The sequence below is a fragment of the Escherichia sp. WS33 genome (assembly GCF_046486385.1).
Taxonomy (GTDB): Bacteria; Pseudomonadota; Gammaproteobacteria; order Enterobacterales; family Enterobacteriaceae; genus ECMA0423.
In genome coordinates this window covers 13,700-38,088 of record NZ_JBJQLJ010000035.1, presented here as the reverse complement: position 1 = coordinate 38,088, position 24,389 = coordinate 13,700, and the positions used below count along the sequence as shown (strand labels likewise).

The window sequence follows — 24,389 nt, the reverse complement described above, 5'->3', positions numbered from 1 at the left end:
GTGCAGAAAGTTGGGAAGATATAGAGGATTTCGGGGAAACACATCTCGATTTCTTGAAGCAATATGGTGATTTTGAAAATGGTATTCCTGTTCACGATACTATTGCCAGAGTTGTATCCTGTATCAGCCCTACAAAATTTCATGAGTGCTTTATTAACTGGATGCGTGATTGTCATTCTTCAGATGATAAAGACGTCATTGCAATTGATGGAAAAACGCTCCGGCATTCTTATGATAAGAGTCGCCGCAGGGGAGCGATTCATGTCATTAGTGCGTTCTCAACAATGCACAGTCTGGTCATCGGACAGATCAAGACGGATGATAAATCTAATGAGATTACAGCTATCCCAGAACTTCTTAACATGCTGGATATTAAAGGAAAAATCATCACAACTGATGCGATGGGTTGCCAGAAAGATATAGCAGAGAAGATACAAAAACAGGGAGGTGATTATTTATTCGCGGTGAAAGGAAACCAGGGGTGGCTAAATAAAGCCTTTGAGGAAAAATTTCCGCTGAAAGAATTAAATAATCCAGAGCATGACAGTTACGCAATTTGTGAAAAGAGTCACGGCAGAGAAGAAATCCGTATTCATATTGTTTGCGATGTCCCTGATGAACTTATTGATTTCACGTTTGAATGGAAAGGACTGAAAATTCACAATGTGTGTTAATTTTACTGACATCTTTCAAAAGGAGCACAATCATGCCGCACATCGACATTAAATGCTTTCCGCGTGAACTGGACGAACAACAAAAAGCAGCACTTGCTGCAGATATTACCGACGTTATTATTCGCCATCTGAACAGTAAAGACAGTTCGATAAGCATTGCTCTACAGCAGATTCAACCAGAATCTTGGCAAGCTATCTGGGATGCCGAAATCGCGCCCCAAATGGAGGCTTTGATAAAGAAACCCGGTTACAGCATGTAATGCTTAACCTGCCGTAACACGCTTGCCGCTAGTAACAAACGTGCCAGCACCTAAATGATGCAACGTATTGAGCTTATCATCATCAAACTGCCAGCGGCCTTCGACAAATACCCGTGCGTCTGCCGCTGCTGATACCACCTCGCCAAACAGCGTGTCGTATTTTTGTTGCGCAGAAGTCGCAGGTAGCAGGCGGCACTCCATCCACGCCAGGCATTTCTCTTCAACAAGTGGCAAACCAAGCACCGGACCTTTCACCACCGGAATGCCATAGCAATTAAATTTATCTTCTTCACGACCCGACACGCTTCCCACTGCCCACGTCCAGTTAGTTGCTGCAACGCCCGGGATAACGATGCCAAATTTACCGTTACGTTCAATCAACTCCCTGGTCCATGTCGATTTATCTACCACAATCGCCACGCGTGGCGGTTCAAACTCCACCGGCATTGACCAGGCTGCTGCCATAATGTTACGCCGCTGGGATTGCTCATCGAAACTGGTGATCATGACAGTTGGGCCATGATTTAACAGACGGCTGGCATGGTGTAATTCTATGGGGATGAATCGGCTCATGGTATCGCCTCGCGAAGAAGGTTTTTTTAAGCGTAGTCCGTAACGCAATAAGTAACGAAATTAACGGGATTGGCGATTTGCAAACGTGATGCATGTCCGCGATCGCACAAAATAGCCGGTGCGGCGTCTATTCCAGGTTATAAGTTGAGAAAACCACTAAGGGAAACGCCTGATGACGCCCATTCTGAATCACTATTTTGCCCGTATTAACTGGTCGGGAGCTGCTGCGGTCAATATTGATACGCTTCGTGCATTGCACCTGAAACACAATTGCACTATTCCGTTTGAAAACCTCGACGTTTTGCTGCCGAGGGAAATACAGCTTGATGATCAATCGCTGGAAGAGAAACTGGTGATAGCCCGTCGTGGCGGTTACTGTTTTGAGCAGAATGGCGTGTTTGAGCGGGTGTTACGCGAGCTGGAGTTTAACGTTCGCAGCTTGTTAGGGCGCGTAGTGTTATCAAATCCGCCAGCATTACCGCCGCGCACCCATCGTTTGCTGTTGGTGGAACTGGAAGAGGAAAAATGGATTGCTGATGTCGGTTTCGGTGGGCAGACGCTAACCGCGCCGATTCGTTTAGTTTCCGATCTCGTGCAGACCACGCCACACGGAGAGTATCGGTTGTTGCAGGAGGGTGATGATTGGGTGTTGCAGTTTAATCATCATCAGCATTGGCAGTCGATGTACCGTTTTGATCTCTGCGAGCAGCAACAAAGCGATTATGTGATGGGCAATTTCTGGTCGGCGCACTGGCCGCAGTCGCATTTTCGCCATCATTTGCTGATGTGCCGCCATTTGCCGGACGGTGGCAAGCTAACGCTGACCAATTTTCATTTTACCCATTATGAAAATGGGCACGCGGTGGAGCAGCGAAATCTACCGGATGTGGTGTCGTTATATGCCGTGATGCAGGAACAGTTTGGTCTGGGCGTGGATGATGCGAAACATGGCTTTACTGTGGATGAGTTAGCGCTGGTGATGGCGGCGTTTGATACGCATCCGGAGGCGGGAAAATAATTTATGTCAGGTTGCCGGATGCGGCGTAAACGCCTTATCCGGCATACATTAGCCCGGTTGTAGACCTGACAGGCGAAGCGCATCAGGCAACGATTTCAGATTTCAATTGCCCATTCGGCATGAAACAAAATCACCGCTGTACCTGAAATGGTGACTTTTTCCGGTTGGTTATCACGAATTGTCACCGTCACTTCAATCACGCCGTCACGCCCCAATGCGCGCCCCTGATGGCCTTTAACACGCAGCACCTTGCCATCGTGGGGCAATACGTTGTGATGTACCAACCATGCACCCATCGGGCCATTGGCATTGCCAGTCACCGGATCTTCCACAATACCAATCGCAGGCGAGAACATGCGACCATCGGTTTCGTTTTTGCCTGGGCGGATCTGGAACGGGAAGAAACCATTGCAGCCAATCTGTTTGCTGATAGCGCTCAGCGCAGCAAGATCAGGCGAAAGGGCGTCGATATCCACTTCTGGTTTCAACGGGATCATCACTTTTGAGTGTCCTGTTGTTGCCACCTGAATTGGCAAGCCTGGCAGAATATCGTCCTCAGTGAGATGAAGCGCGTTGATAATCGCCTCACGTGTTTCACCCTCCAGCGGCGGTTCAAAGCCCGGCGTACCTTGTTCCAGCGAAATACGATAATCATCGTTGTGCTTTTCGATAGTCACGCGATGTTTTCCTGCCAGCGATGTTTGCCAGATCGTGCAATTTCCTAAACCTAACACCTTCGCACGTACATAGTGCGCAGCTACTGTCGCGTGACCGCAAATCGGCACTTCAACCGTTGGCGTAAAGTAGCGGATGCGCACATCGCTGTCGTCGCTGTGCAGCAGAAAAGCAGTTTCCGAATGGCCTAACTCGCGGGCGATAAGCTGCATTTGCGCTTCGCTAAGATTATCGGCGGGGAAAACAACACCGGCAGAATTGCCGCGAAATGGTTGAGAGGTAAAAGCATCGACGTGGTACACCTGCGGTTTCATTAACGTTCTCCTGTGACTGGAGAACTATCATAGCCTGCAAGTGGCCGGAGAGCGAAGGGCTATCCGGCCAGGGTGAAATTATCGCCGCGAACGCACAATCTGATACCGACGAGTAAAGTACTCAAACGGCGCGCTCCACACATGCACCAATCTGGTGAACGGGAAGAGCAGGAAGATGGTCATTCCCAATACCAGATGCAGGCGGAAAACGAACGCTACGCCGTTAAGCATTTCTGACGATCCACCACGGAAAGTGACAATGCTTTGCGCCCAACCCACCAGCTTCATCATTTCGCTACCATCAGGATACTGTGCTGAAAACGGTATGGTACTTAGCCCCAGCAGACACTGGATCAGCAAAATGCTCATGATGATAATATCCGGCGTAGTGGAAGTTGCACGCACGCGCTGATTTGTCAGCCTGCGCCACAGCAGTCCTGCGCCGCCAATCAATGTCAACACACCGCAAATACCGCCGAGCACCATCGCCATTAGTTGTTTCGCTGCCACTGGCAAAAACCACGCGTACATCCAGTGCGGCGTTAACATGCCGAACAAGTGCCCGAAGAAAATCCCCAAAATGCCGATATGGAACAGATTCGACCATATCACCATCCCGCGTTTATCGAGCATTTGACTTGAGGAGGCGCGCCAGGTGTACTGCCCGTAGTCGTAGCGCAGCCAGCTGCCGAGGAAAAACACCGTCGCACAAATGTACGGGTAGATATCGTAAAAAAAGACGTTCAGATACTGAATCATTTCCCACCTCCCGCACTGATGTCGACATATTGCGGCGCGACATCCTGGCTAAAGCGTCGCTGATATTGATTAAGCGGCGAGCTGTCACACGCCGTGGCGTTATCTTCAATAAACTTCACCTGTTCCTCTTCCCACACTGCATCAAGCGCCTGGCGGGTGTCATCGCGCTCTTCGCTGTTTACTTGTTTTGTGACACTGTCACTTGAAAGGGAGCTTCCCGCCAGTTGCAGCAGAGCATCAAACAACGCGTACCACGGTGCCTCGCGTTGTTTTAAGCGACCGCCAAGCAGGGCGAGGATCGGCGCAACATTGAGCAATCCTTCTTTCGCCTGATCGTCAGGCAGTACGCTTAAATACTCCAGATACAGCGGTAGATAATCGGGCAGTTCCCGACAATCCAGCTGCAGGCCGACCTTTTCATACTCCGCCAGCAGGTCCACCATTGCCTGGCCGCGATCGCGGGACTCGGCATGAACATGTTCGAACAGCAGCAGCGATGTGGTACGTCCACGGTCAAACACTTCGCACCATTCGGCCTGTTTATCCAGCAGCGGCGCGTTAAGCAGGTTGTGGGTGAAATCCGTAAGCATCGGCGCGTCGCTGCGGATCAACGCCAGCGCGTCCTCCTTGCATTCCCACAACAGCTCGTCCGGATACTCCATCAACAGGCCGATCACTTTGAGGATCTGCATTATTCGCCCTCCGCTTTGTCGCGCACTTCGGTGATGTTGATGGCATCGATACGGCTACTGTTGAACAGGTTGAATTTACTGTCCGAACCGTGGCAACCGTCGCCAAAGGTAAAACCGCAGCCGTTGCGTTCTGCGAAGGCATCGCCCGCCATTTCCCGATGGCTCGTCGGGATGACAAAACGATCTTCATAGTTGGCAATGGCGAGGTAACGATACATCTCTTCGACCTGGGCGACGCTCAGGCCTACTTCGTCGATGGCACGAGTATCAGTAACGCCTTCCACGGTTTGTGAACGCATATAGTGGCGCATCGCCATCATCCGTTTCAGCGCCCGCAGTACCGGACCGGTATCGCCGGCACTCAACATATTGGCGAGATATTGCACCGGAATACGCAGGCTTTCGATGGCGGGCAGCACGCCTTCGCTTTTCGGCAAACCGCCCGCATCTGCGTAGGACTGAATCGGCGACAGCGGAGGAACGTACCAGACCATTGGCAGGGTGCGATATTCAGGGTGCAGCGGTAGCGCCAGTTTCCAGTCCATCGCCATTTTGTAGACAGGCGAACGCTGGGCAGCTTCAATCACGTTTTGTGGAATACCTTGTTTCAGGGCTTCCTCGATCACTGAGGGATCGTGTGGATCGAGGAATACTTCGCACTGACGTTCATAGAGGTCAACTTCGCGCTCGGTGCTCGCCGCTTCCTCAATGCGGTCGGCGTCGTAAAGCAGCACGCCCAGATACCGGATGCGACCCACGCAGGTTTCTGAGCACACGGTGGGTTGGCCTGACTCAATTCGCGGATAACAGAAGATACATTTTTCTGACTTGCCGCTTTTCCAGTTGAAGTAGATTTTTTTGTACGGACAACCGCTAATGCACAAACGCCAGCCACGGCATTTATCCTGATCAATCAGCACAATGCCGTCTTCTTCGCGTTTGTAGATAGCGCCGCTTGGGCAGGTCGCCACGCAACTGGGATTGAGGCAGTGTTCGCACAGGCGCGGCAGGTACATCATGAAGGTGTTTTCAAACTGCCCGTACATCTCCTTTTGCATGGCCTCGAAGTTGCGGTCGCGGGCACGTTTTTCAAACTCGCCGCCCAGCAGTTCTTCCCAGTTTGGGCCCCAGATCACTTTGTCCATCCGTTTGCCGTCAATCAGTGAACGCGGGCGAGCAGTAGGGATATGTTTGCCTTCCGGTGCGCTATGCAAATGTTCGTAGTCGAAGGTGAAAGGTTCGTAGTAATCATCAATCTGCGGCACCACCGGGTTGGCGAAGATTTTGGTTATTACGCCCATCTTGCTGCCCAGACGCGGACGGATCTTGCCATTCACATCGCGGACCCAGCCGCCTTGCCACTCTTCCTGATCTTCCCAGTTTTTCGGATAACCAATGCCCGGTTTGGTTTCGACGTTGTTAAACCATGCGTACTCCATGCCTTCGCGCCCGGTCCAGACGTTTTTACAGGTCACCGAACAGGTATGGCAGCCGATACATTTGTCGAGGTTAAGCACCATGCCGACTTGTGAACGGATTTTCATTTTTTCGCCTCCTGTACCTGATCGCGACCTTCATCATCCAGCCAGTTAACGTTCTTCATCTTGCGGATCATGATGAACTCATCGCGGTTCGATCCGACGGTGCCGTAGTAGTTAAAGCCCCAGGCCAGCTGCGCGTAACCGCCAATCATATGCGTTGGTTTCGGGCAAACGCGGGTGACCGAGTTATGAATGCCGCCGCGCATGCCAGTTACTTCCGAACCAGGAATATTCATAATGCGTTCCTGGGCGTGATACATCATGGTCATGCCCGGCGGTACACGTTGGCTGACCACCGCGCGGGCAGTCAGCGCGCCGTTGGCGTTGAATACTTCCACCCAGTCGTTATCGACAATGGTCAGTTCTCGGGCATCTGTTTCGCTGATCCAGACAATCGGTCCACCGCGAGAGAGCGTCAGCATTAGCAGGTTTTCACTGTAGGTTGAGTGAATGCCCCATTTCTGGTGCGGCGTCAGGAAGTTAAGTGCTTTTTCCGGGAAGCCGTTTGGCGGTATCTGGCGCATCTCACTGACGCTACGGGTGTCGATAGGCGGGCGATAAGCCACCAGGCTTTCACCAAAAGCACGCATCCACGGATGATCCTGATAGAGCTGCTGGCGTCCCGACAGCGTGCGCCACGGAATTAACTCATGAACGTTGGTGTATCCCGCGTTATAGGATACGTGATCGCTTTCCAGACCGGACCAGGTGGGGCTGGAGATAATTTTACGCGGCTGCGCCTGAATATCGCGAAAGCGAATCTTCTCGTCCTCTTTGTGCAGCGCCAGATGGGTATGTTCGCGCCCGGTGATCTCGCCCAGCGCCTGCCACGCTTTGACTGCAACATGACCGTTGGTTTCCGGTGCCAGTGCCAGAATCACTTCTGAAGCGTCAATGGCGGTGTCAATCAGCGGACGCCCCTGTGCCGGGCCATCACGCTTGGTGTAATTGAGTTTGCCGAGGAAATCGATTTCATCCTGGGTATTCCACGAAATCCCTTTACCGCCATTGCCAAGTTTGTCCATCAATGGCCCGAGCGAGGTAAAGCGTTCATACGTAGCAGGGTAGTCGCGCTCCACCGCCACAATATTCGGCGCGGTTTTGCCTGGAATCAGATCGCATTCGCCTTTGCGCCAGTCGAGCACTTCACACGGCTGTGAGAGCTCTGCCGGAGAGTCATGCAGTAGGGGTTGTAATACCACGTCGGTTTCTTTGCCAAGATGACCCACGCACACTTGCGAAAATGCTTTGGCGATACCTTTGTAGATTTCCCAGTCGCTGCGTGATTCCCACGCCGGATCGACCGCCGCAGAAAGCGGATGAATAAACGGATGCATATCCGAGGTGTTCATATCGTCTTTTTCGTACCAGGTGGCGGTGGGCAGAACGATATCGGAGAACAGGCAGGTACTGGACATGCGGAAGTCGAGCGTCACCAGCAGGTCGAGCTTGCCTTCAATCGCCGCAGTTTGCCACTCGACTTCTTCCGGTTTGATCCCGTCGCTGGCACCGAGTTCCTCGCCCTGAATCCCGCTTTCGGTCCCCAGCAGATACTTCTGCATATACTCGTGGCCTTTGCCGGAGGAGCCAAGCAGGTTAGAGCGCCAGACAAACAAATTACGCGGATGATTGCTGCCGCTATCTGGTTGTTCGCAGGCCATACGTAAATCGCCCGATTTCAGCGCCTGGGCGATAAATTCTGTGGGGGATAATCCGGCCTTGTCGGCTTCAGCTTTAATCCCGAGCGGGTTACGCCCCAGCTGCGGCGCAGAAGGTAGCCAGCCCATACGTTCGGCGCGAACGTTGAAATCAATCAGATGACCGCTGTACTTACTGGCATCGGCGAGCGGTGAAAGTAACTCCTGAGCAGAGACTTTTTCATAGCGCCATTGGCTGGAATGATTGTAGAAAAACGAGGTGCTGTTCATTTGGCGCGGTGGTCGGTTCCAGTCGAGCGCAAAGGCCAGTGGCAACCAGCCGGTTTGTGGGCGCAGTTTTTCCTGGCCGACATAGTGTGCCCAGCCGCCACCGCTTTGCCCGACACAACCGCAGAAGATCAGCATATTGATCATCCCACGGTAGTTCATATCCATGTGATACCAGTGGTTGACGCCAGCGCCGAGGATAATCATTGAGCGCCCATGCGTTTTATGGGCAGTATCGGCAAATTCACGAGCGATGGATTCAATATACTGGCGCGGCACGCCGGTAATTTGCTCACCCCAGGCTGGGGTGTACGGTTTGATTTCAGCGTAATCTTTCGCACTGTTTTCATCTTCCAGCCCGCGATCGAGGCCGTAATTCGCCAGTACCAAATCATAAACGCTGACCACCGGACAGGTGTTGCCATCGACTAACGTCAGGTTTTTAACGGGCAATTGGCGCACCAGCACCGGATTGTGTTTTACGCTGCGAAAATGCGGATTTTCAATGCCGCCAAAGTAGGGGAAGGCCACGCCTGCAACAGCGTCATGTTGACCGAGCAGGGTTAACGACAATTCGGTTTCCGTACCGGCGGCAATGGATTCCAGATTCCATTTGCCTTTTTCTCCCCAGCGGAAACCAATCGCACCGTTCGGCACTACCAATTCACCTGCGGTATTAACTGCTACGGTTTTCCACTGCGGATTGTTGCTTTCGCCCAGTCCATCCACCAGGTCAGATGCGCGGATCATGCGCCCGGGAACGTAGCTACCATCGTCGCGAGGCTCCAGCATTACCAGCATCGGCATGTCGCTGTAGCGGCGGCAGTAGTTGATAAAGTAGTCGCTGGGATTATCGAGATGAAACTCTTTTAAAATCACATGGCCCATTGCCATCGCCAGGGCGCTATCAGTGCCTTGTTTCGGTGCCAGCCACTGGTCGCACAATTTGGCCACTTCAGAGTAGTCAGGGGTAATGGCGATGGTTTTAGTGCCTTTGTAGCGTACTTCGGTAAAGAAGTGGGCGTCCGGCGTACGTGTCTGCGGTACGTTAGACCCCCAGGCGATGATGTAGCTGGAGTTATACCAGTCGGCAGATTCCGGTACGTCGGTTTGCTCGCCCCAGGTCATCGGCGAGGCGGGCGGCAGGTCGCAATACCAGTCGTAGAAGCTTAAACAGGTGCCGCCAAGCAGTGACAGATAACGCGTTCCGGCGGCGTAAGAAACCATCGACATCGCCGGGATCGGCGAGAAACCGGCAACGCGATCCGGGCCGTAGGTTTTGATGGTCCAGACGTTAGCGGCGGCAATCAGCTGGTTTAGTTCCTGCCAGTTGGAGCGGATAAACCCGCCGCGCCCACGCACTTGTTTGTAGCTCAGGCACTTTTGCGGATCGTTCATAATCGATGCCCACGCCAGTACCGGATCGCTGTGTTGCTTGAGGGCTTCGCGCCACAGTTCAATCAGTCGTTTACGAATGAGCGGGTATTTCAGGCGGTTAGCGCTGTAAAGATACCAGGAGTAACTTGCGCCACGCGGGCAGCCGCGAGGTTCATGATTGGGCAGGTCAGGGCGAGTGCGCGGGTAGTCGGTCTGTTGGATTTCCCAGGTCACCAGACCATTTTTAACGTAGATTTTCCAGCTACAGGAGCCTGTACAGTTAACACCGTGGGTGGAACGCACGATTTTGTCGAACTGCCAACGCTGGCGATAGCTGTCCTCCCAGTCGCGGTTGCTATGCATCACCTGTCCGTGACCATCGGCAAAGGTTTCGCCCTTTTGTTTGAAGTAGCGAAAGCGATCCAAAAGTTTACTCATGACATGACTCCTGCTCCAGGAATGAATTGGGATCTGATGCCTTGTCGGATGCGACACGGTTGTACATCAGGCATCGATCTCTTATTTTTGGCTGAACTTCCGCCGACCATAAACCAGCCAGGTCAGCAGCACACAAACGATGTAGAAGATTAAAAACACTTTCATCGCGCCGACCGGAGAGCCGGTCATATTGAGCGACATGCCAAACGCCTGCGGAATAAAAAAGCCGCCCACTGCGCCAATGGCTGAGATAAAGCCCAGAGCCGCCGCCGTTTCGGTGACGGCTTCTTTCTGAGCTTGCTCATCACTACCGCCTTTCATCTTTACCCGATAAATGGTTATCTGGCGAAAGATGACGGCGATCATCTGGAAAGTAGAACCACTTCCCAGACCCGCAGTCAGAAACAGCCCCATAAATACGGCGTAAAAGGCGATGAAATTACCGGAGCCTGTGCCCGGTAAGGTAAGGAACAGCAGGGCACTGAAAATCGCCATAAAAATAAAGTTGATCAACGTCACCCGCACGCCGCCGAACTTATCGGAAATAGCACCACCAACCGACCGCGCGATGGCACCGATAAATGGGCCAAAGAACGCCAGGCGCAGAATATTCACATCCGGGAACTGGGTTTTTGCCAGCATGGCAAAACCCGCAGAAAAACCGATAAACGAACCGAAGGTGGCAAGGTAAAGCAGGCTCAGCAGCCAGAGATGCAGGCGTTGTAAGACAGGGAGCTGGTCGGCAATTGAGGCGCGTGAACTGGCGATATCATTCATCCCTGACCAGGCGGCGATCGTGGCAATCGCCAGTAGCGGTACCCAAATCCATGCGGCATTCGCCAGCGACATCACCGAACCGTCGGCCTGCGGTACGCCATTGACGCCGAGAAAGGCAAATACAGGTACAAAAATGACCAGCGGTGCAACCAGCTGCATTACACTTACACCTAAGTTTCCTAATCCGCCATTAATCCCAAGAGCGCTCCCTTGTTTGGCTTTTGGAAAGAAGAAACTGATATTGCCCATGCTCGAAGCAAAGTTTGCACCTGCAAAACCGCATAGCAAAGCGATAACGATAAATATCCCAAAAGGAGTATTCGGATTTTGCACGGCAATTCCGAGCCAGACGCAAGGAATAATCAGGATTGCAGTACTAAAAACCGTCCATCGGCGTCCACCGAATATAGGCACCATAAAGGAGTAGGGAACACGCAATAATGCGCCAGAAACGGAGGGTAATGCGGTTAATAAAAAGAGTTGATCGGTAGTAAAATTAAAACCGATTTTATTGAGATTAACGGTAACTGCGCTAAATAGCATCCAGACACAGAAGGCAAGAAGTAGACAACTGACTGATATCCAGAGGTTTCTTCGAGCAATATGTTTTCCTTTATTTTCCCAGAAGGCCGGATTTTCTGGTTTCCAGTCGCGTAAAAGATAACAACTATTTTTCTCATTTTGCAGTGCCATATTGTTCCTCACATGCACACATTGGTAATGAAAAAAGACAAAACAGGAGGTAAGGCGCAATAGCCAGTTATTAGAATTAAGGATGAATTGGGTGAAGTGCTGATTGAAAGAATAGATAAGAAAGCGTAACCGCGGGGGCAGAATGGGGATTAAGTAGCCAGATATGTGTTACTAAATGTAACTAACAAGCTAACCTTCAAACGGGGGTTAATCTTTGAACGTATGTCATGTTTCAACCCTTCAGATCGTGAATCTAAAGGGTTACATATTAACTATATTATCAACAAGACCAGACACTTATAGAATTAGTGATGATTTATTCACTAAAAAGGCCATGAACTGGAGGAAAACGATCTGTCCAGAAGGTCTATCGGTTCCTCTCTTATTGCCTGATTGTAATAATCGTTATTACAGTAAGTATTGTTTATTTCATCTAAGGTCATGTTTTTAACTTTTATATTCCTCTGGTTTACAACTTCCTCTGTCTTGTAAGTGTGTATATTATATGGGGTATATGCTTTTTTAATAGGATAGTGAAACAATTCGTTATCCACATCTATTCCGTCAGAGTGAACTTCAAATGCACCAGGCGAAAGAATTGCCAGGCCAGTATTAAGCTTAAGTGCTGGGGAAAACAAATTAAATAACATGAGCTGCATAGTAGGGCAATTGTTCTTCCCAGAAACATTTAAAAAATTTAAGTTTTTGCTCTGTTTTATTATGGGGAATAAAGTTCCAATATCGGATGTATTATTAGTATCAATGTGGGTTATTTTATTATTGTCCAGTCTTAAACTTTTGATAGATGGAAGATAAGTCAGGAAATCAAGATTTATATATTTCAACTGGTTGTTAGCAGCGTTTAATGTCTGAACATTGCAGAAGTTGCTATAGAATATTTTAATTTCAGAAAGCAAATTGTTGTTAATAAGTAACGTATTCAAGTTGGGAAATAAGTCATTGTGTAAACTTGTTAGTTTATTATGGGATAGATCCAGCAGTAAGAGTTCATTTTTATTACCTGCAACAATATCAGTTAATTGATTATGGCTGAGATTCAGGTATTGCAGCCATTCGCAAGATTCTAATTGCACAAACTCTAGTTGATTATGTGCCGCACTAAAATAAGTAACTGATGAAAGCCTATCTATATCAATATTTCTGAGAGCATTATTATTCATAGATATATGTGTAATACTTACATTTCTGCCTTGAGGAAAATTTATTGAGTCAAGAGTATTACTATTCAGACTTAGCTTTACGAGTCTATCGTAGTTGGTTGCATCAAAATGTGTGAGTTGGTTATTATCAAGATTGATAGAGGTGAAGTTTTGCAGCCCTGGTGGTTGAGTGGTTAAATTAAGTCCTGATAAATCAATGGTCACTTCATTAGTGTCATCAATTATATTTCTTACTGCAGTCCAGTACTGCATTTGTGCAAGTGGATCATTGTTGATGCCGTTAACTAATACATGCCAAAGATGTTTTGATGATATTAGTTGATCAATGTCATTGGTTGGCAGTAAATTGTTATTGCTTAAGTTTAAATATTCCAGTTTTGTAGTGTTTTTGGCGTTTAAATGTGCAATATGGTTGTCGTTTAAAGTGATTGTTTTCATCCTGGGATGATTGTGTAATATAAGGTCAGTGATCATATTGTGATGGGCACTTAACTCAATCAGAGATTCTTGCCGCGCGAGCCGTTGGCTTCATCGTTATAGCCTTTAAAATCATATTCCCAGTGACCAAAACCAATCATTTGATCATTGATTTGCGTTTCTCCTTTAAAGCCGAGACGGGCATAAGTTTTATCACCATCGTCACGCTTATCATCAGTAAAATAACGTAGAGCGGTAACCTTGCCATAAAGGTCGAGTTTATTACCATCCTTGTTATAGACTTCGGCAGCGTGTGCTACGTTCGCAGCTAACAAACCAGTTACAACCACCGCAACTATTTTTAATTTCATTTAACAGAATCCTTTTAATTATCGTTAAACGTATTTTCTAAACGAATTTTAAACGGCGTCATTTATAAATGACATACTGTTTTTAAAATAGAATGGTGATTAAAAACAATGAGAAAAATAGATGAAATAATATTATTTATCGATATGTGATCGAAGTCGAAATGAGATATAAGGTGAATTACTGGTATTTGAAATTTATTTTTTAATATTGTCGGAATTTATCTGATTAACTGCCGGGCCGTAGACCCGGCAATTATTTTAACCACGACGTGTCGCCAGCCAGCAGAGCAGGGAACCGCCGCAGACCATTAGCGCGCCTTGCCAGAACGAGAACGACAGTGGGGCGCTGAGCAGCACGGCTGCAAGCGCTGAGGAAAGTACAGGTGTAAAATACGAGCCTACCGCCATTATGGTGACATTGCCATGCAATATACCGACATTCCATGCAGCATAAGCAAATCCTAAGGTAAATGCCGCAGAGATGAGTTTAATCATGACGGGCGTGCTAAATACCATTTCTGGTTGTGGCGTGAGAAAATAGTAAACCCACAGACTTGCTCCCGTTAGCAGGACAAAAACGGTAATTCCGTTAAATCCGCGTGCGTATTTATTCGTTACTGTGCAATAGGCTGCCCAGATAAACGCACCAATAAACGCCAGGAAATAACTCAATGGGCTGGTGGTAATATTATTGATGATTTCATCATAATGTAACCCATTATCACCGCCTAACACCCAGCAGACGCCGACCAGGGCTAATAATAATCCTGGTACAATCAGCCAGTTGGTTTTCTGACCATTAAACAGAATGGCAAAGAGAATTGTCAGGCTGGGCCATAGATAGTTCACCATACCCACTTCAATCGCCTGATGACGGGTCGCCGCATACCCTAAGGAAAGCGCCAGACAGATTTCATAGCTGACGAATAACAGACTCCCGGCGAGTAAATAGCCTTTCGGAATCTGCCGAATACGCGGAAATCCAACCGTGAAGATTAACAGCAGCCCGCTTAATGAATAGATAGCAGCTGCGCCGCCGACCGGGCCGAGCCCCTCGCTGACACCGCGAATCAATCCTACCATCGTGCTCCACAGGACGATCGCTATTAGCCCTATGAGCGTTGCTTTTTGTCGTGTCATGCTCGCTGTTTTGTCTCTCTTGCCGTTAAAAATTAAGCTGAATTTTATAGCATTTTTTTAACTGGCCTGTCAGGCAGTGGTGCGTTTTTCTACCGCTATTGAGGTAGGTCAATTTGCGCAGGCGGATTATTTTGTGGCAAACACGTGTTCTTTTTGATTTCGCGCAAAAAGATTCAGAATTTTACTGTTAGTTTCCTCGCGCAGTAATACCCCTGAAAAAAGAGGAAAGCAATGGACGTCAGTCGCAGACAATTTTTTAAAATCTGCGCGGGCGGTATGGCTGGAACAACGGTAGCGGCATTGGGCTTTGCCCCGAAGCAAGCACTGGCTCAGGCGCGAAACTACAAATTATTACGCGCTAAAGAGATCCGTAACACCTGCACATACTGTTCCGTAGGTTGCGGGCTATTGATGTATAGCCTGGGTGATGGCGCGAAAAACGCCAGAGAAGCGATTTATCACATTGAAGGTGACCCGGATCATCCGGTAAGCCGTGGTGCGCTGTGCCCAAAAGGGGCCGGTTTGCTGGATTACGTCAACAGCGAAAACCGTCTGCGCTACCCGGAATATCGTGCGCCAGGTTCTGACAAATGGCAGCGCATTAGCTGGGAAGAAGCATTCTCCCGTATTGCAAAGCTGATGAAAGCTGACCGTGACGCTAACTTTATTGAAAAGAACGAGCAGGGCGTAACGGTAAACCGTTGGCTTTCTACCGGTATGCTGTGTGCCTCCGGTGCCAGCAACGAAACCGGGATGCTGACACAGAAATTTGCCCGCTCCCTCGGGATGCTGGCGGTAGACAACCAGGCGCGCGTCTGACACGGACCAACGGTAGCAAGTCTTGCTCCAACATTTGGTCGCGGTGCGATGACCAACCACTGGGTGGATATCAAAAACGCTAACGTCGTAATGGTAATGGGCGGTAACGCTGCTGAAGCGCATCCCGTCGGTTTCCGCTGGGCGATGGAAGCGAAAAACAACAACGATGCAACCTTGATCGTTGTCGATCCTCGTTTTACGCGTACCGCTTCTGTGGCGGATATTTACGCACCTATTCGTTCCGGTACGGACATTACGTTCCTGTCTGGCGTTTTGCGCTACCTGATCGAAAACGACAAAATCAACGCCGAATACGTTAAGCATTACACCAACGCCAGCCTGCTGGTGCGTGATGATTTTGCTTTCGAAGACGGTCTGTTCAGCGGCTACGACGCTGAAAAACGGCAATACGATAAATCGTCCTGGAACTATCAGTTCGATGAAAACGGCTATGCGAAACGCGATGAAACACTGACTCATCCGCGCTGTGTGTGGAACCTGCTGAAAGCGCACGTTTCCCGCTACACGCCGGACGTTGTTGAAAACATCTGTGGTACGCCAAAAGCCGACTTCCTGAAAGTGTGTGAAGTGCTGGCCTCCACCAGCGCACCGGATCGCACAACCACCTTCCTGTACGCGCTGGGCTGGACGCAGCACACTGTGGGTGCGCAGAACATCCGTACTATGGCGATGATCCAGTTGCTGCTCGGTAACATGGGTATGGCCGGTGGCGGCGTGAACGCATTGCGTGGTCACTCCAACATTCAGGGCTTGACTGACTTAGGCCTGCTCTCTACCAGCCTGCCAGGTTATCTGACGCTGCCGTCAGAAAAACAGGTTGATTTGCAGTCGTATCTGGAAGCGAACACGCCGAAAGCGACGCTAGCTGATCAGGTGAACTACTGGAGCAACTATCCGAAGTTCTTCGTTAGCCTGATGAAATCTTTCTATGGCGATGCCGCGCAGAAAGAGAACAACTGGGGCTATGACTGGCTGCCGAAGTGGGACCAGACCTACGACGTCATCAAGTATTTCAACATGATGGATGAAGGCAAAGTCACCGGTTATTTCTGCCAGGGCTTTAACCCGGTTGCGTCCTTCCCGGACAAAAACAAAGTGGTGAGCTGCCTGAGCAAGCTGAAGTACATGGTGGTTATCGATCCGCTGGTGACTGAAACCTCTACCTTCTGGCAGAACCACGGCGAGTCGAACGATGTCGATCCGGCGTCTATTCAGACTGAAGTATTCCGTCTGCCTTCGACCTGCTTTGCTGAAGAGGATGGTTCTATCGCTAACTCCGGTCGCTGGTTGCAGTGGCACTGGAAAGGTCAGGACGCGCCGGGCGAAGCGCGTAACGACGGCGAAATTCTGGCGGGTATCTACCATCATCTGCGCGAGTTGTACCAGGCCGAAGGTGGTAAAGGCGTAGAACCGCTGATGAAGATGAGCTGGAACTACAAGCAGCCGCACGAACCGCAATCTGACGAAGTGGCAAAAGAGAACAACGGCTATGCGCTGGAAGATCTCTATGACGCAAATGGCGTGCTGATTGCGAAGAAAGGTCAGTTGCTGAGTAGCTTTGCGCATCTGCGTGATGACGGTACAACCGCATCTTCTTGCTGGATCTACACCGGTAGCTGGACAGAGCAGGGCAACCAGATGGCTAACCGCGATAACTCCGACCCGTCCGGTCTGGGGAATACGCTGGGATGGGCCTGGGCGTGGCCGCTCAACCGTCGCGTGCTGTACAACCGTGCTTCGGCGGATATCAACGGTAAACCGTGGGATCCGAAACGGATGCTGATCCAGTGGAACGGCAGCAAGTGGACGGGTAACGATATTCCGGACTTCGGCAATGCCGCACCGGGTACGCCAACCGGGCCGTTTATCATGCAGCCGGAAGGGATGGGACGCCTGTTTGCCATCAACAAAATGGCGGAAGGTCCGTTCCCGGAACACTACGAGCCAATTGAAACGCCGCTGGGCACTAACCCGCTGCATCCGAACGTGGTGTCTAACCCGGTTGTTCGTCTGTATGAACAAGACGCGCTGCGGATGGGTAAAAAAGAGCAGTTCCCGTATGTGGGTACGACCTATCGTCTGACCGAGCACTTCCACACCTGGACCAAGCACGCATTGCTCAACGCAATTGCTCAGCCGGAACAGTTTGTGGAAATCAGCGAAACGCTGGCGGCGGCGAAAGGCATTAATAATGGCGATCGTGTCACTGTCTCAAGCAAGCGTGGCTTTATCCGCGCGGTGGCTGTGGTAACGCGTCGTCTGAAACCACTGAATGTAAATGGTCAGCAGGTTGAAACGGTGGGTATTCCAATCCACTGGGGCTTTGAGGGTGTCGCGCGTAAAGGTTATATCGCTAACACTCTGACGCCGAATGTCGGTGATGCAAACTCGCAAACGCCGGAATATAAAGCGTTCTTAGTCAACATCGAGAAGGCGTAAGGGGGCGAACAGATGGCTATGGAAACGCAGGACATTATCAAAAGGTCCGCAACTAACTCCATCACGCCGCCTTCTCAGGTGCGTGATTACAAAGCAGAAGTCGCAAAACTTATCGACGTTTCCACCTGTATCGGCTGTAAAGCCTGTCAGGTGGCGTGTTCGGAGTGGAACGACATCCGTGATGAAGTGGGGCACTGCGTCGGGGTTTACGATAACCCCGCCGATCTGAGCGCCAAGTCCTGGACGGTGATGCGCTTTAGCGAAACCGAACAGAACGGCAAGCTGGAGTGGCTGATCCGTAAAGACGGCTGTATGCACTGTGAAGATCCCGGCTGCCTGAAGGCGTGCCCGTCTGCTGGTGCAATCATTCAGTACGCTAACGGGATTGTCGATTTCCAGTCGGAAAACTGCATCGGCTGTGGTTACTGCATTGCCGGGTGTCCGTTTAATATTCCGCGCCTCAACAAAGAGGATAACCGGGTATATAAATGCACGCTCTGCGTCGATCGCGTCAGCGTCGGCCAGGAACCGGCTTGTGTGAAAACCTGTCCGACCGGGGCTATCCACTTCGGCACCAAGAAGGAGATGCTGGAGCTGGCGGAACAGCGCGTGGCGAAACTGAAAGCGCGTGGTTACGAACATGCTGGCGTCTACAACCCGGAAGGGGTCGGTGGTACGCACGTTATGTACGTGCTGCATCACGCCGATCAGCCGGAGCTGTATCACGGTCTGCCGAAAGATCCGAAGATCGACACCTCGGTAAGCCTGTGGAAAGGCGCGTTGAAACCGCTGGCAGCGGCTGGCTTTATTGCCACTTTTGCCGGGTTGATTTTCCACTACATCGGTATTGGCCCGAATAAGGAAGTGGACGATGACGAGGAGGATCATCATGAGTAAGTCGAAAATGATTGTGCGCACCAAATTTATTGATCGCGCCTGTCACTGGACCGTGGTGATTTGCTTCTTCCTGGTGGCGCTGTCCGGGATTTCGTTCTTCTTCCCGACGCTGCAATGGCTGACGCAAACCTTCGGTACGCCGCAGATGGGACGCATTTTGCACCCGTTTTTCGGCATTGCGATTTTCGTCGCACTGATGTTTATGTTTGTGCGTTTTGTGCATCACAACATCCCGGATAAGAAAGATATTCCGTGGCTGTTGAACATTGTCGAAGTATTGAAAGGCAATGAGCATAAAGTGGCGGATGTCGGTAAGTACAACGCCGGGCAAAAGATGATGTTCTGGTCGATCATGAGCATGATTTTCGTGCTGCTGGTGACCGGGGTGATTATCTGGCGTCCGTACTTTGCGCAGTACTTCCCGATGCAGGTTGTTCGCTACAGCCTGCTGATCCACGCGGCTGCGGGTATCATCCTGATCCACGCCATCCTGATCCATATGTATATGGCATTCTGGGTGAAAGGGTCGATTAAAGGGATGATCGAAGGGAAGGTGAGCCGTCGCTGGGCGAAGAAACACCATCCGCGCTGGTATCGTGAAATCGAGAAGGCAGAAGCGAAAAAAGAGAGTGAAGAAGGGATATAATCTCTTTTGAACTTTAAGCTGAAAATGGCGCTTTAAGAAGCGCCATTTTTTTATTGCGTAACCAGACGGCGTAGTCGCGACACATCCACCGTTTTTTCTGCCTCTGCCAGACTCCAGGCGTTTTGCAGATTCAGCCACATTTGCGGCGAACTGCCGATCACCACGGAAAGTTTAATCGCCATTTCTGGTGTCAAAGCTGCTTTTCCGGTCAGCAATCGGCTTGCCGTTGAGGGAGCAATTTCCATTGCTCTGGCAAACTCGCGCAGGCTGACATTAAGTTCGTCCAGTGATTCCTGAATAATGTCCCCCGGGCGGGGATGATTGGCCATTTTCATCAGTGTCTTTACTCTCAGTAGTGTTCCTTCATCAGGAACACTATCATTATTGTTGCGTAGGAAGGAACAATAATCCATTTAGCCATTTAATGTCGGAGAGAGTGCGATGCTGCGACACCAGGACTGGCACTCGCAGCAAAGGCCTCTTAACGGCGGAAATCAATCACCATACGGCCACGGATTTTGCCTTCTTCCATCTCGGTAAAGATGGTGTTGATGTCCGCTAACGGACGCAGGGCGACTTTCGGCACCACTTTGCCTTCGGCGGCAAACTGGAAGGCTTCGGTTAGATCCTGGCGCGTGCCGACCAGCGAACCGACCACTTCAATGCCATCCAGCACAAGGCGTGGGATATCCAGGCTCATAGACTCCGGCGGCAGACCGACAGCCACAACACGACCGCCTGCACGGACAGCATCAACTGCCGAGTTAAACGCAGCTTTAGCAACTGCTGTTACCACCGCAGCGTGAGCGCCACCGGTTTTCTCCTGCACAATTTTGGCGGCGTCTTCGGTGCGTGAGTTAATCGCTAAATCTGCACCCATTTCGGTTGCCAGTTTTAACTGCTCATCATTGACATCAATGGCGATCACTTTCGCGTTAAAGACATTCTTCGCGTATTGCAGAGCGAGGTTACCCAGACCGCCAAGACCGTAGATAGCAATCCACTGCCCTGGACGAATTTTTGACAGTTTAACGGCTTTGTAGGTGGTGACCCCCGCACAGGTAATGCTGCTGGCCGCCGCCGAGTCCAGACCATCTGGCACTTTTACCGCGTAATCGGCGACCACGATGCACTCTTCCGCCATCCCGCCATCAACGCTGTATCCGGCATTTTTAACTGAACGGCAGAGCGTTTCGTTACCACTATTACAGTATTCGCAATGACCGCATCCTTCGTAGAACCACGCCACGCTGGCACGATCGCCTGGTTTTAATGAGGTGACACCAGGGCCAACTTCTGCCACCACACCGATGCCTTCATGGCCCAGAATTACGCCAGTTTTGTCACCAAAATCGCCATTCTTAACATGAAGATCGGTATGACATACACCACAACACTCCATTTTCAGCAGGGCTTCGCCATGTTTCAGTGAGCGCAGTGTTTTATCCGTAACGTCAACGTGATGATCCTTCGTAACAACTGCAGCCTTCATAGTTCCTCCTTTTCGGATGATGTTCTGCATAGCAGGTGAGGCAAATGAGATTTATTCGCCACTACCCAGTATGGATGAGATCTGAAAAAGGGAGAGAGAAATAGCCCGGTAGCCTTCACTACCGGGCGCAGGCTTAGATGGAGGTACGGCGGTAGTCGCGGTATTCGGCTTGCCAGAAATTATCATCAATGGCCTGTTGCAGAGCTTCGGCAGACGTTTTCACCGCCACGCCTTGCTGCTGCGCCATTTTGCCAACCGCAAACGCAATTGCGCGGGAGACTTTCTGAATATCTTTCAGTTCCGGTAGTACCAGACCTTCGCCGTTCAGGACCAGCGGCGAATACTGAGCAAGCGTTTCACTTGCCGACATCAGCATCTCATCGGTGATACGTGACGCGCCGGAAGCAATAACCCCCAGGCCGATGCCCGGGAAAATAAAGGCGTTGTTACACTGGGCGATAGGGTAGATTTTATCTTTCCATACCACTGGATTAAACGGGCTGCCAGTGGCGACCAGCGCGTTACCTTCGGTCCAGGCGATAATGTCCTGCGGTGTGGCTTCCACGCGTGACGTCGGGTTAGACAGCGGCATCACGATCGGACGCGGACAGTGTTTATGCATCTCACGAATGATCTCTTCCGTAAACAGCCCGGTCTGTCCTGAGACGCCAATCAGAATATCTGGTTTTACATTGCGCACCACATCCAGCAGTGACAACACATCGCTGTCGGTATCCCAGTCACTGAGGTTTTCGCGCTTCTGCACCAGTTTGGTCTGGAAAGGCAGCAGGTTCGGCATCTTGTCGGTCAGCAAGCCAAAGCGATCGACCATAAAGACTTTCTGCCGCGCCGCTTCCTCGCTTAATCCTTCGCGCTGGGTCTGGGAGATGATCATTTCGGCAATGCCGCATCCCGCTGAACCTGCGCCAAGGAAGACGATTTTTTTCTCGCTTAACTGACCACCTGCCGCGCGGCTGGCTGCGATCAGTGTGCCGACTGTTACCGCCGCAGTGCCCTGAATGTCATCGTTAAAAGAACAAATTTCATTGCGATAGCGGTTAAGTAACGGCATCGCATTTTTTTGAGCAAAGTCTTCAAACTGCAACAGCACGTCCGGCCAGCGTTGTTTCACAGCCTGGATAAATTCATCAACGAATTCATAGTATTCATCGTCAGTGATACGTGGATTACGCCAGCCCATATACAGCGGATCGTTAAGCAGCTGCTGGTTGTTGGTCCCGACATCCAGCACCACCGGAAGGGTATACGCCGGGCTGATGCCGCCACAGGCGGTATAGAGCGACAGTTTACCGATTGGAATGCCCATCCCACCGATGCCCTGGTCACCAAGCCCCAGAATACGTTCACCGTCAGTCACCACAATCACTTTAATATTATGGTTCGGCACGTTTTGCAGAATATCGTCCATATTGTGCCGGTTCTGGTAAGAGATAAACACGCCGCGTGAACGGCGGTAGATCTCAGAAAAACGCTCACAGGCTGCGCCGACGGTTGGGGTATAAATAACAGGCATCATCTCATCAAGATGATTGTTTACCAGACGGTAGAAGAGGGTTTCGTTAGTGTCCTGGATGTTACGCAGGTAGATGTGTTTGTCGATTTCGGTTTTGAATCCCTGATACTGGATCCATGCTCGTTCCGCTTGTTCTTCGATGGTTTCGACCACTTCCGGCAGTAACCCCAGCAGGTTGAAGTTACGGCGTTCTTCCATGCTGAAGGCACTGCCTTTATTCAACAACGGAAATTCCAGCAGTACAGGGCCAGCGTAAGGGATATAAAGCGAACGCTGTTTTTTTGTTTTTGGTTCCATGTCACTCACTCTTTTTTGAATATCCATCCCTGGCACGCTTTTATCGTCTTTGCTTTACCACCAGGGCGTCGGCCCCAAGTATAAAGCAGATAAAAACAAAAACACCATTGCGCAGGCAATGGTGTTTAATCGTCATTGAGGACTGATGGTTATGAATTACTTTTCAGCGGGGCGTTTTCTGCCGGTTGGGTTATTTACCACGCTGGATTTGTCACCTTCGGTAACTATTTTGCGCTGGTTAGAAATTTTATGGTCCAGTCCAAGAATATGACGTGCCTGACGGTTCGATTTCATTTTAACTCCTCAATCCTGTTGCTAGTTTTAAGGACAACATCGCCGTAGCGAAGAAACACGTGCTAAACCCCTAAATTAGGTTGCCGATCAAGCATAGCACCTTAAAGCGTAGGGTGCTGGCCACTGACCACATAATTGATCGTTTGCTGGTAGATATCACTGAGGATGTCGTTATCAGAAGCTTCCACCCATTTGGTCAGCTCCATGAGAATGTCATCTTCAGTGACAACACCGTGCTCTGCCCGAAGGCCTTGCTCAATGGCATTAACCAGAGCGGGTTCTGCTGTTGAATTTTCTGCCTGATAATAAGTAAACATAGTGATTCTCCGTGTCTGTGTATTTATGGTGTCTGCTACGGATCGCAGATTTATAAAGCACATTCAGCATGGCAAATATTTGCCGCTTCGTTGTTAAGATTAGTCCTGGTTGATGATTTTTATATTTTAACCTCATGATATTGATAGGTATTATTATTGTGGTGAGTTGATTAATATTAATGCAATATCTCTTGGGTTATATATTCCCGGTTATCTATTGTGGAAATTTAATTTAAGTGCAGAAGTAATATTTCTGCCGGATTTTTATTCGGAATATCCTGCTTATCCTCGTGCTGTTTCTCACGTAGTCTATAATTTCCTTTTTAAGCCCACAGGAGAGCAACAATGACAATCCATAAGAAAGGTCAGGCACACTGGGAAGGCGATATCAAACGCGGGAAGGGAACAGTATCCACCGAGAGTGGTGTGCTGAACCAACAGCCGTATGGATTTAACACGCGTTTTGAAGGCGAAAAAGGAACTAACCCTGAAGAACTGATTGGCGCAGCGCATGCCGCATGTTTCTCAATGGCGCTTTCATTAATGCTGGGGGAAGCGGGATTTACGCCAACATCGATTGATACCACCGCCGATGTGTCGCTGGATAAAGTGGATGCCGGTTTTGCGATTACGAAAATCGCACTGAAGAGTGAAGTTGCGGTGCCGGGTATTGATGCCTCTACCTTTGACGGCATCATCCAGAAAGCAAAAGCAGGATGCCCGGTTTCTCAGGTACTGAAAGCGGAAATTACGCTTGATTACCAGTTGAAATCGTAAAGCATTGCCGGATGACGCGTCAGGCGCGTGA

At 50.1% G+C, this 24,389-nt stretch carries 20 protein-coding genes and 2 pseudogenes; 7 read left to right on the top strand and 15 right to left on the bottom strand.

From position 1 onward, the window contains the following. Window positions 1–656: pseudogene (locus tag ACJHXA_RS21155) on the top strand (ISAs1 family transposase); the annotation flags it as partial. Between the two features lie 50 nt (window positions 657–706). After that, a complete protein-coding gene (pptA, locus tag ACJHXA_RS21150; protein ID WP_001120141.1) occupies window positions 707–934 on the top strand; it encodes a tautomerase PptA in 228 nt (75 codons plus the stop codon). A gap of 3 nt (window positions 935–937) precedes the next feature. Here the strand turns inward: pptA and ACJHXA_RS21145 are convergent, their stop codons facing one another. Further along, window positions 938–1,507, bottom strand: coding sequence for a flavin reductase family protein (locus ACJHXA_RS21145; protein WP_000085912.1), 570 nt, complete (start codon window positions 1,505–1,507; stop codon window positions 938–940). A 172-nt stretch (window positions 1,508–1,679) separates the two neighbouring features. Here ACJHXA_RS21145 and nhoA point away from each other — a divergent pair, with 172 nt between their 5' ends. Continuing rightward, window positions 1,680–2,525: an N-hydroxyarylamine O-acetyltransferase gene (nhoA, locus tag ACJHXA_RS21140; protein WP_000187899.1), complete on the top strand. Its 846-nt coding sequence runs from the start codon at window positions 1,680–1,682 to the stop codon at window positions 2,523–2,525. 95 nt (window positions 2,526–2,620) lie between these two features. Here the strand turns inward: nhoA and ACJHXA_RS21135 are convergent, their stop codons facing one another. The 9 genes and pseudogenes from ACJHXA_RS21135 to yddG form a co-directional block, all read right to left on the bottom strand. Beyond that, window positions 2,621–3,514 carry a PhzF family isomerase gene (locus ACJHXA_RS21135; RefSeq protein WP_000804388.1) on the bottom strand — a complete coding sequence of 298 codons (894 nt, stop codon included), beginning with the start codon at window positions 3,512–3,514 and terminating at the stop codon, window positions 2,621–2,623. A 78-nt stretch (window positions 3,515–3,592) separates the two neighbouring features. After that, window positions 3,593–4,273, bottom strand: coding sequence for a respiratory nitrate reductase subunit gamma (gene narI / locus ACJHXA_RS21130; protein ID WP_000617115.1), 681 nt, complete (start codon window positions 4,271–4,273; stop codon window positions 3,593–3,595). Continuing rightward, entirely contained in the window at window positions 4,270–4,965 is a 696-nt protein-coding gene (gene narW, locus ACJHXA_RS21125; protein ID WP_001166377.1) for a nitrate reductase molybdenum cofactor assembly chaperone, read from the bottom strand. The genes narI and narW overlap by 4 nt, the downstream gene beginning before the upstream one ends. Beyond that, entirely contained in the window at window positions 4,965–6,509 is a 1,545-nt protein-coding gene (gene narH / locus ACJHXA_RS21120) for a nitrate reductase subunit beta (RefSeq protein ID WP_000702560.1), read from the bottom strand. The genes narW and narH overlap by 1 nt, the downstream gene beginning before the upstream one ends. Further along, complete coding sequence (gene narZ / locus ACJHXA_RS21115; protein ID WP_283512358.1) at window positions 6,506–10,246, bottom strand: nitrate reductase Z subunit alpha; 3,741 nt, start codon at window positions 10,244–10,246, stop codon at window positions 6,506–6,508. The genes narH and narZ overlap by 4 nt, the downstream gene beginning before the upstream one ends. A gap of 81 nt (window positions 10,247–10,327) precedes the next feature. Next, window positions 10,328–11,716: a nitrate/nitrite transporter NarU gene (narU, locus tag ACJHXA_RS21110; RefSeq protein WP_103262148.1), complete on the bottom strand. Its 1,389-nt coding sequence runs from the start codon at window positions 11,714–11,716 to the stop codon at window positions 10,328–10,330. 323 nt (window positions 11,717–12,039) lie between these two features. Then, window positions 12,040–13,371 carry a leucine-rich repeat domain-containing protein gene (locus tag ACJHXA_RS21105; protein WP_000627106.1) on the bottom strand — a complete coding sequence of 444 codons (1,332 nt, stop codon included), beginning with the start codon at window positions 13,369–13,371 and terminating at the stop codon, window positions 12,040–12,042. A gap of 38 nt (window positions 13,372–13,409) precedes the next feature. Further along, a pseudogene (locus ACJHXA_RS21100) lies at window positions 13,410–13,685 on the bottom strand (porin); the annotation flags it as partial. 258 nt (window positions 13,686–13,943) lie between these two features. Continuing rightward, window positions 13,944–14,825, bottom strand: a complete 882-nt coding sequence (yddG, locus tag ACJHXA_RS21095; protein WP_000198214.1) for an aromatic amino acid efflux DMT transporter YddG — start codon at window positions 14,823–14,825, stop codon at window positions 13,944–13,946. A gap of 231 nt (window positions 14,826–15,056) precedes the next feature. Here yddG and fdnG point away from each other — a divergent pair, with 231 nt between their 5' ends. Genes fdnG through fdnI form a run of 3 tightly spaced genes read left to right on the top strand, consistent with a single transcriptional unit; the run spans window position 15,057 to window position 19,647 of the window. After that, on the top strand, window positions 15,057–18,104 hold the full coding sequence (gene fdnG / locus ACJHXA_RS21090) for a formate dehydrogenase-N subunit alpha (RefSeq protein WP_077250785.1): 3,048 nt from the start codon (window positions 15,057–15,059) through the stop codon (window positions 18,102–18,104). Between the two features lie 12 nt (window positions 18,105–18,116). Beyond that, a complete protein-coding gene (fdnH, locus tag ACJHXA_RS21085; protein WP_001240582.1) occupies window positions 18,117–19,001 on the top strand; it encodes a formate dehydrogenase N subunit beta in 885 nt (294 codons plus the stop codon). Continuing rightward, window positions 18,994–19,647: a formate dehydrogenase-N subunit gamma gene (fdnI, locus tag ACJHXA_RS21080; protein WP_000045648.1), complete on the top strand. Its 654-nt coding sequence runs from the start codon at window positions 18,994–18,996 to the stop codon at window positions 19,645–19,647. The genes fdnH and fdnI overlap by 8 nt, the downstream gene beginning before the upstream one ends. Window positions 19,648–19,697: 50 nt before the next feature. On the opposite strand, the gene ACJHXA_RS21075 is transcribed toward fdnI, so the two are convergent. From ACJHXA_RS21075 to bdm, 5 genes are all read right to left on the bottom strand, one after another. Then, window positions 19,698–19,982: a HigA family addiction module antitoxin gene (locus tag ACJHXA_RS21075; RefSeq protein ID WP_000781370.1), complete on the bottom strand. Its 285-nt coding sequence runs from the start codon at window positions 19,980–19,982 to the stop codon at window positions 19,698–19,700. 146 nt (window positions 19,983–20,128) lie between these two features. Then, window positions 20,129–21,139 (bottom strand): alcohol dehydrogenase AdhP, encoded by a 1,011-nt coding sequence (adhP, locus tag ACJHXA_RS21070; RefSeq protein WP_000642407.1) that lies wholly within the window; start codon window positions 21,137–21,139, stop codon window positions 20,129–20,131. Between the two features lie 133 nt (window positions 21,140–21,272). Beyond that, window positions 21,273–22,970 carry a malate dehydrogenase gene (gene maeA, locus ACJHXA_RS21065; RefSeq protein ID WP_000433475.1) on the bottom strand — a complete coding sequence of 566 codons (1,698 nt, stop codon included), beginning with the start codon at window positions 22,968–22,970 and terminating at the stop codon, window positions 21,273–21,275. Between the two features lie 156 nt (window positions 22,971–23,126). After that, window positions 23,127–23,264, bottom strand: a complete 138-nt coding sequence (gene sra, locus ACJHXA_RS21060; RefSeq protein WP_000841554.1) for a stationary-phase-induced ribosome-associated protein — start codon at window positions 23,262–23,264, stop codon at window positions 23,127–23,129. A 101-nt stretch (window positions 23,265–23,365) separates the two neighbouring features. After that, window positions 23,366–23,581 carry a biofilm-dependent modulation protein gene (gene bdm / locus ACJHXA_RS21055; RefSeq protein ID WP_000495766.1) on the bottom strand — a complete coding sequence of 72 codons (216 nt, stop codon included), beginning with the start codon at window positions 23,579–23,581 and terminating at the stop codon, window positions 23,366–23,368. Window positions 23,582–23,926: 345 nt separating this feature from the next. On the opposite strand from bdm, the gene osmC reads away from it, so the two are divergent. After that, a complete protein-coding gene (osmC, locus tag ACJHXA_RS21050; protein WP_000152305.1) occupies window positions 23,927–24,358 on the top strand; it encodes a peroxiredoxin OsmC in 432 nt (143 codons plus the stop codon). Window positions 24,359–24,389 lie beyond the last annotated feature (31 nt).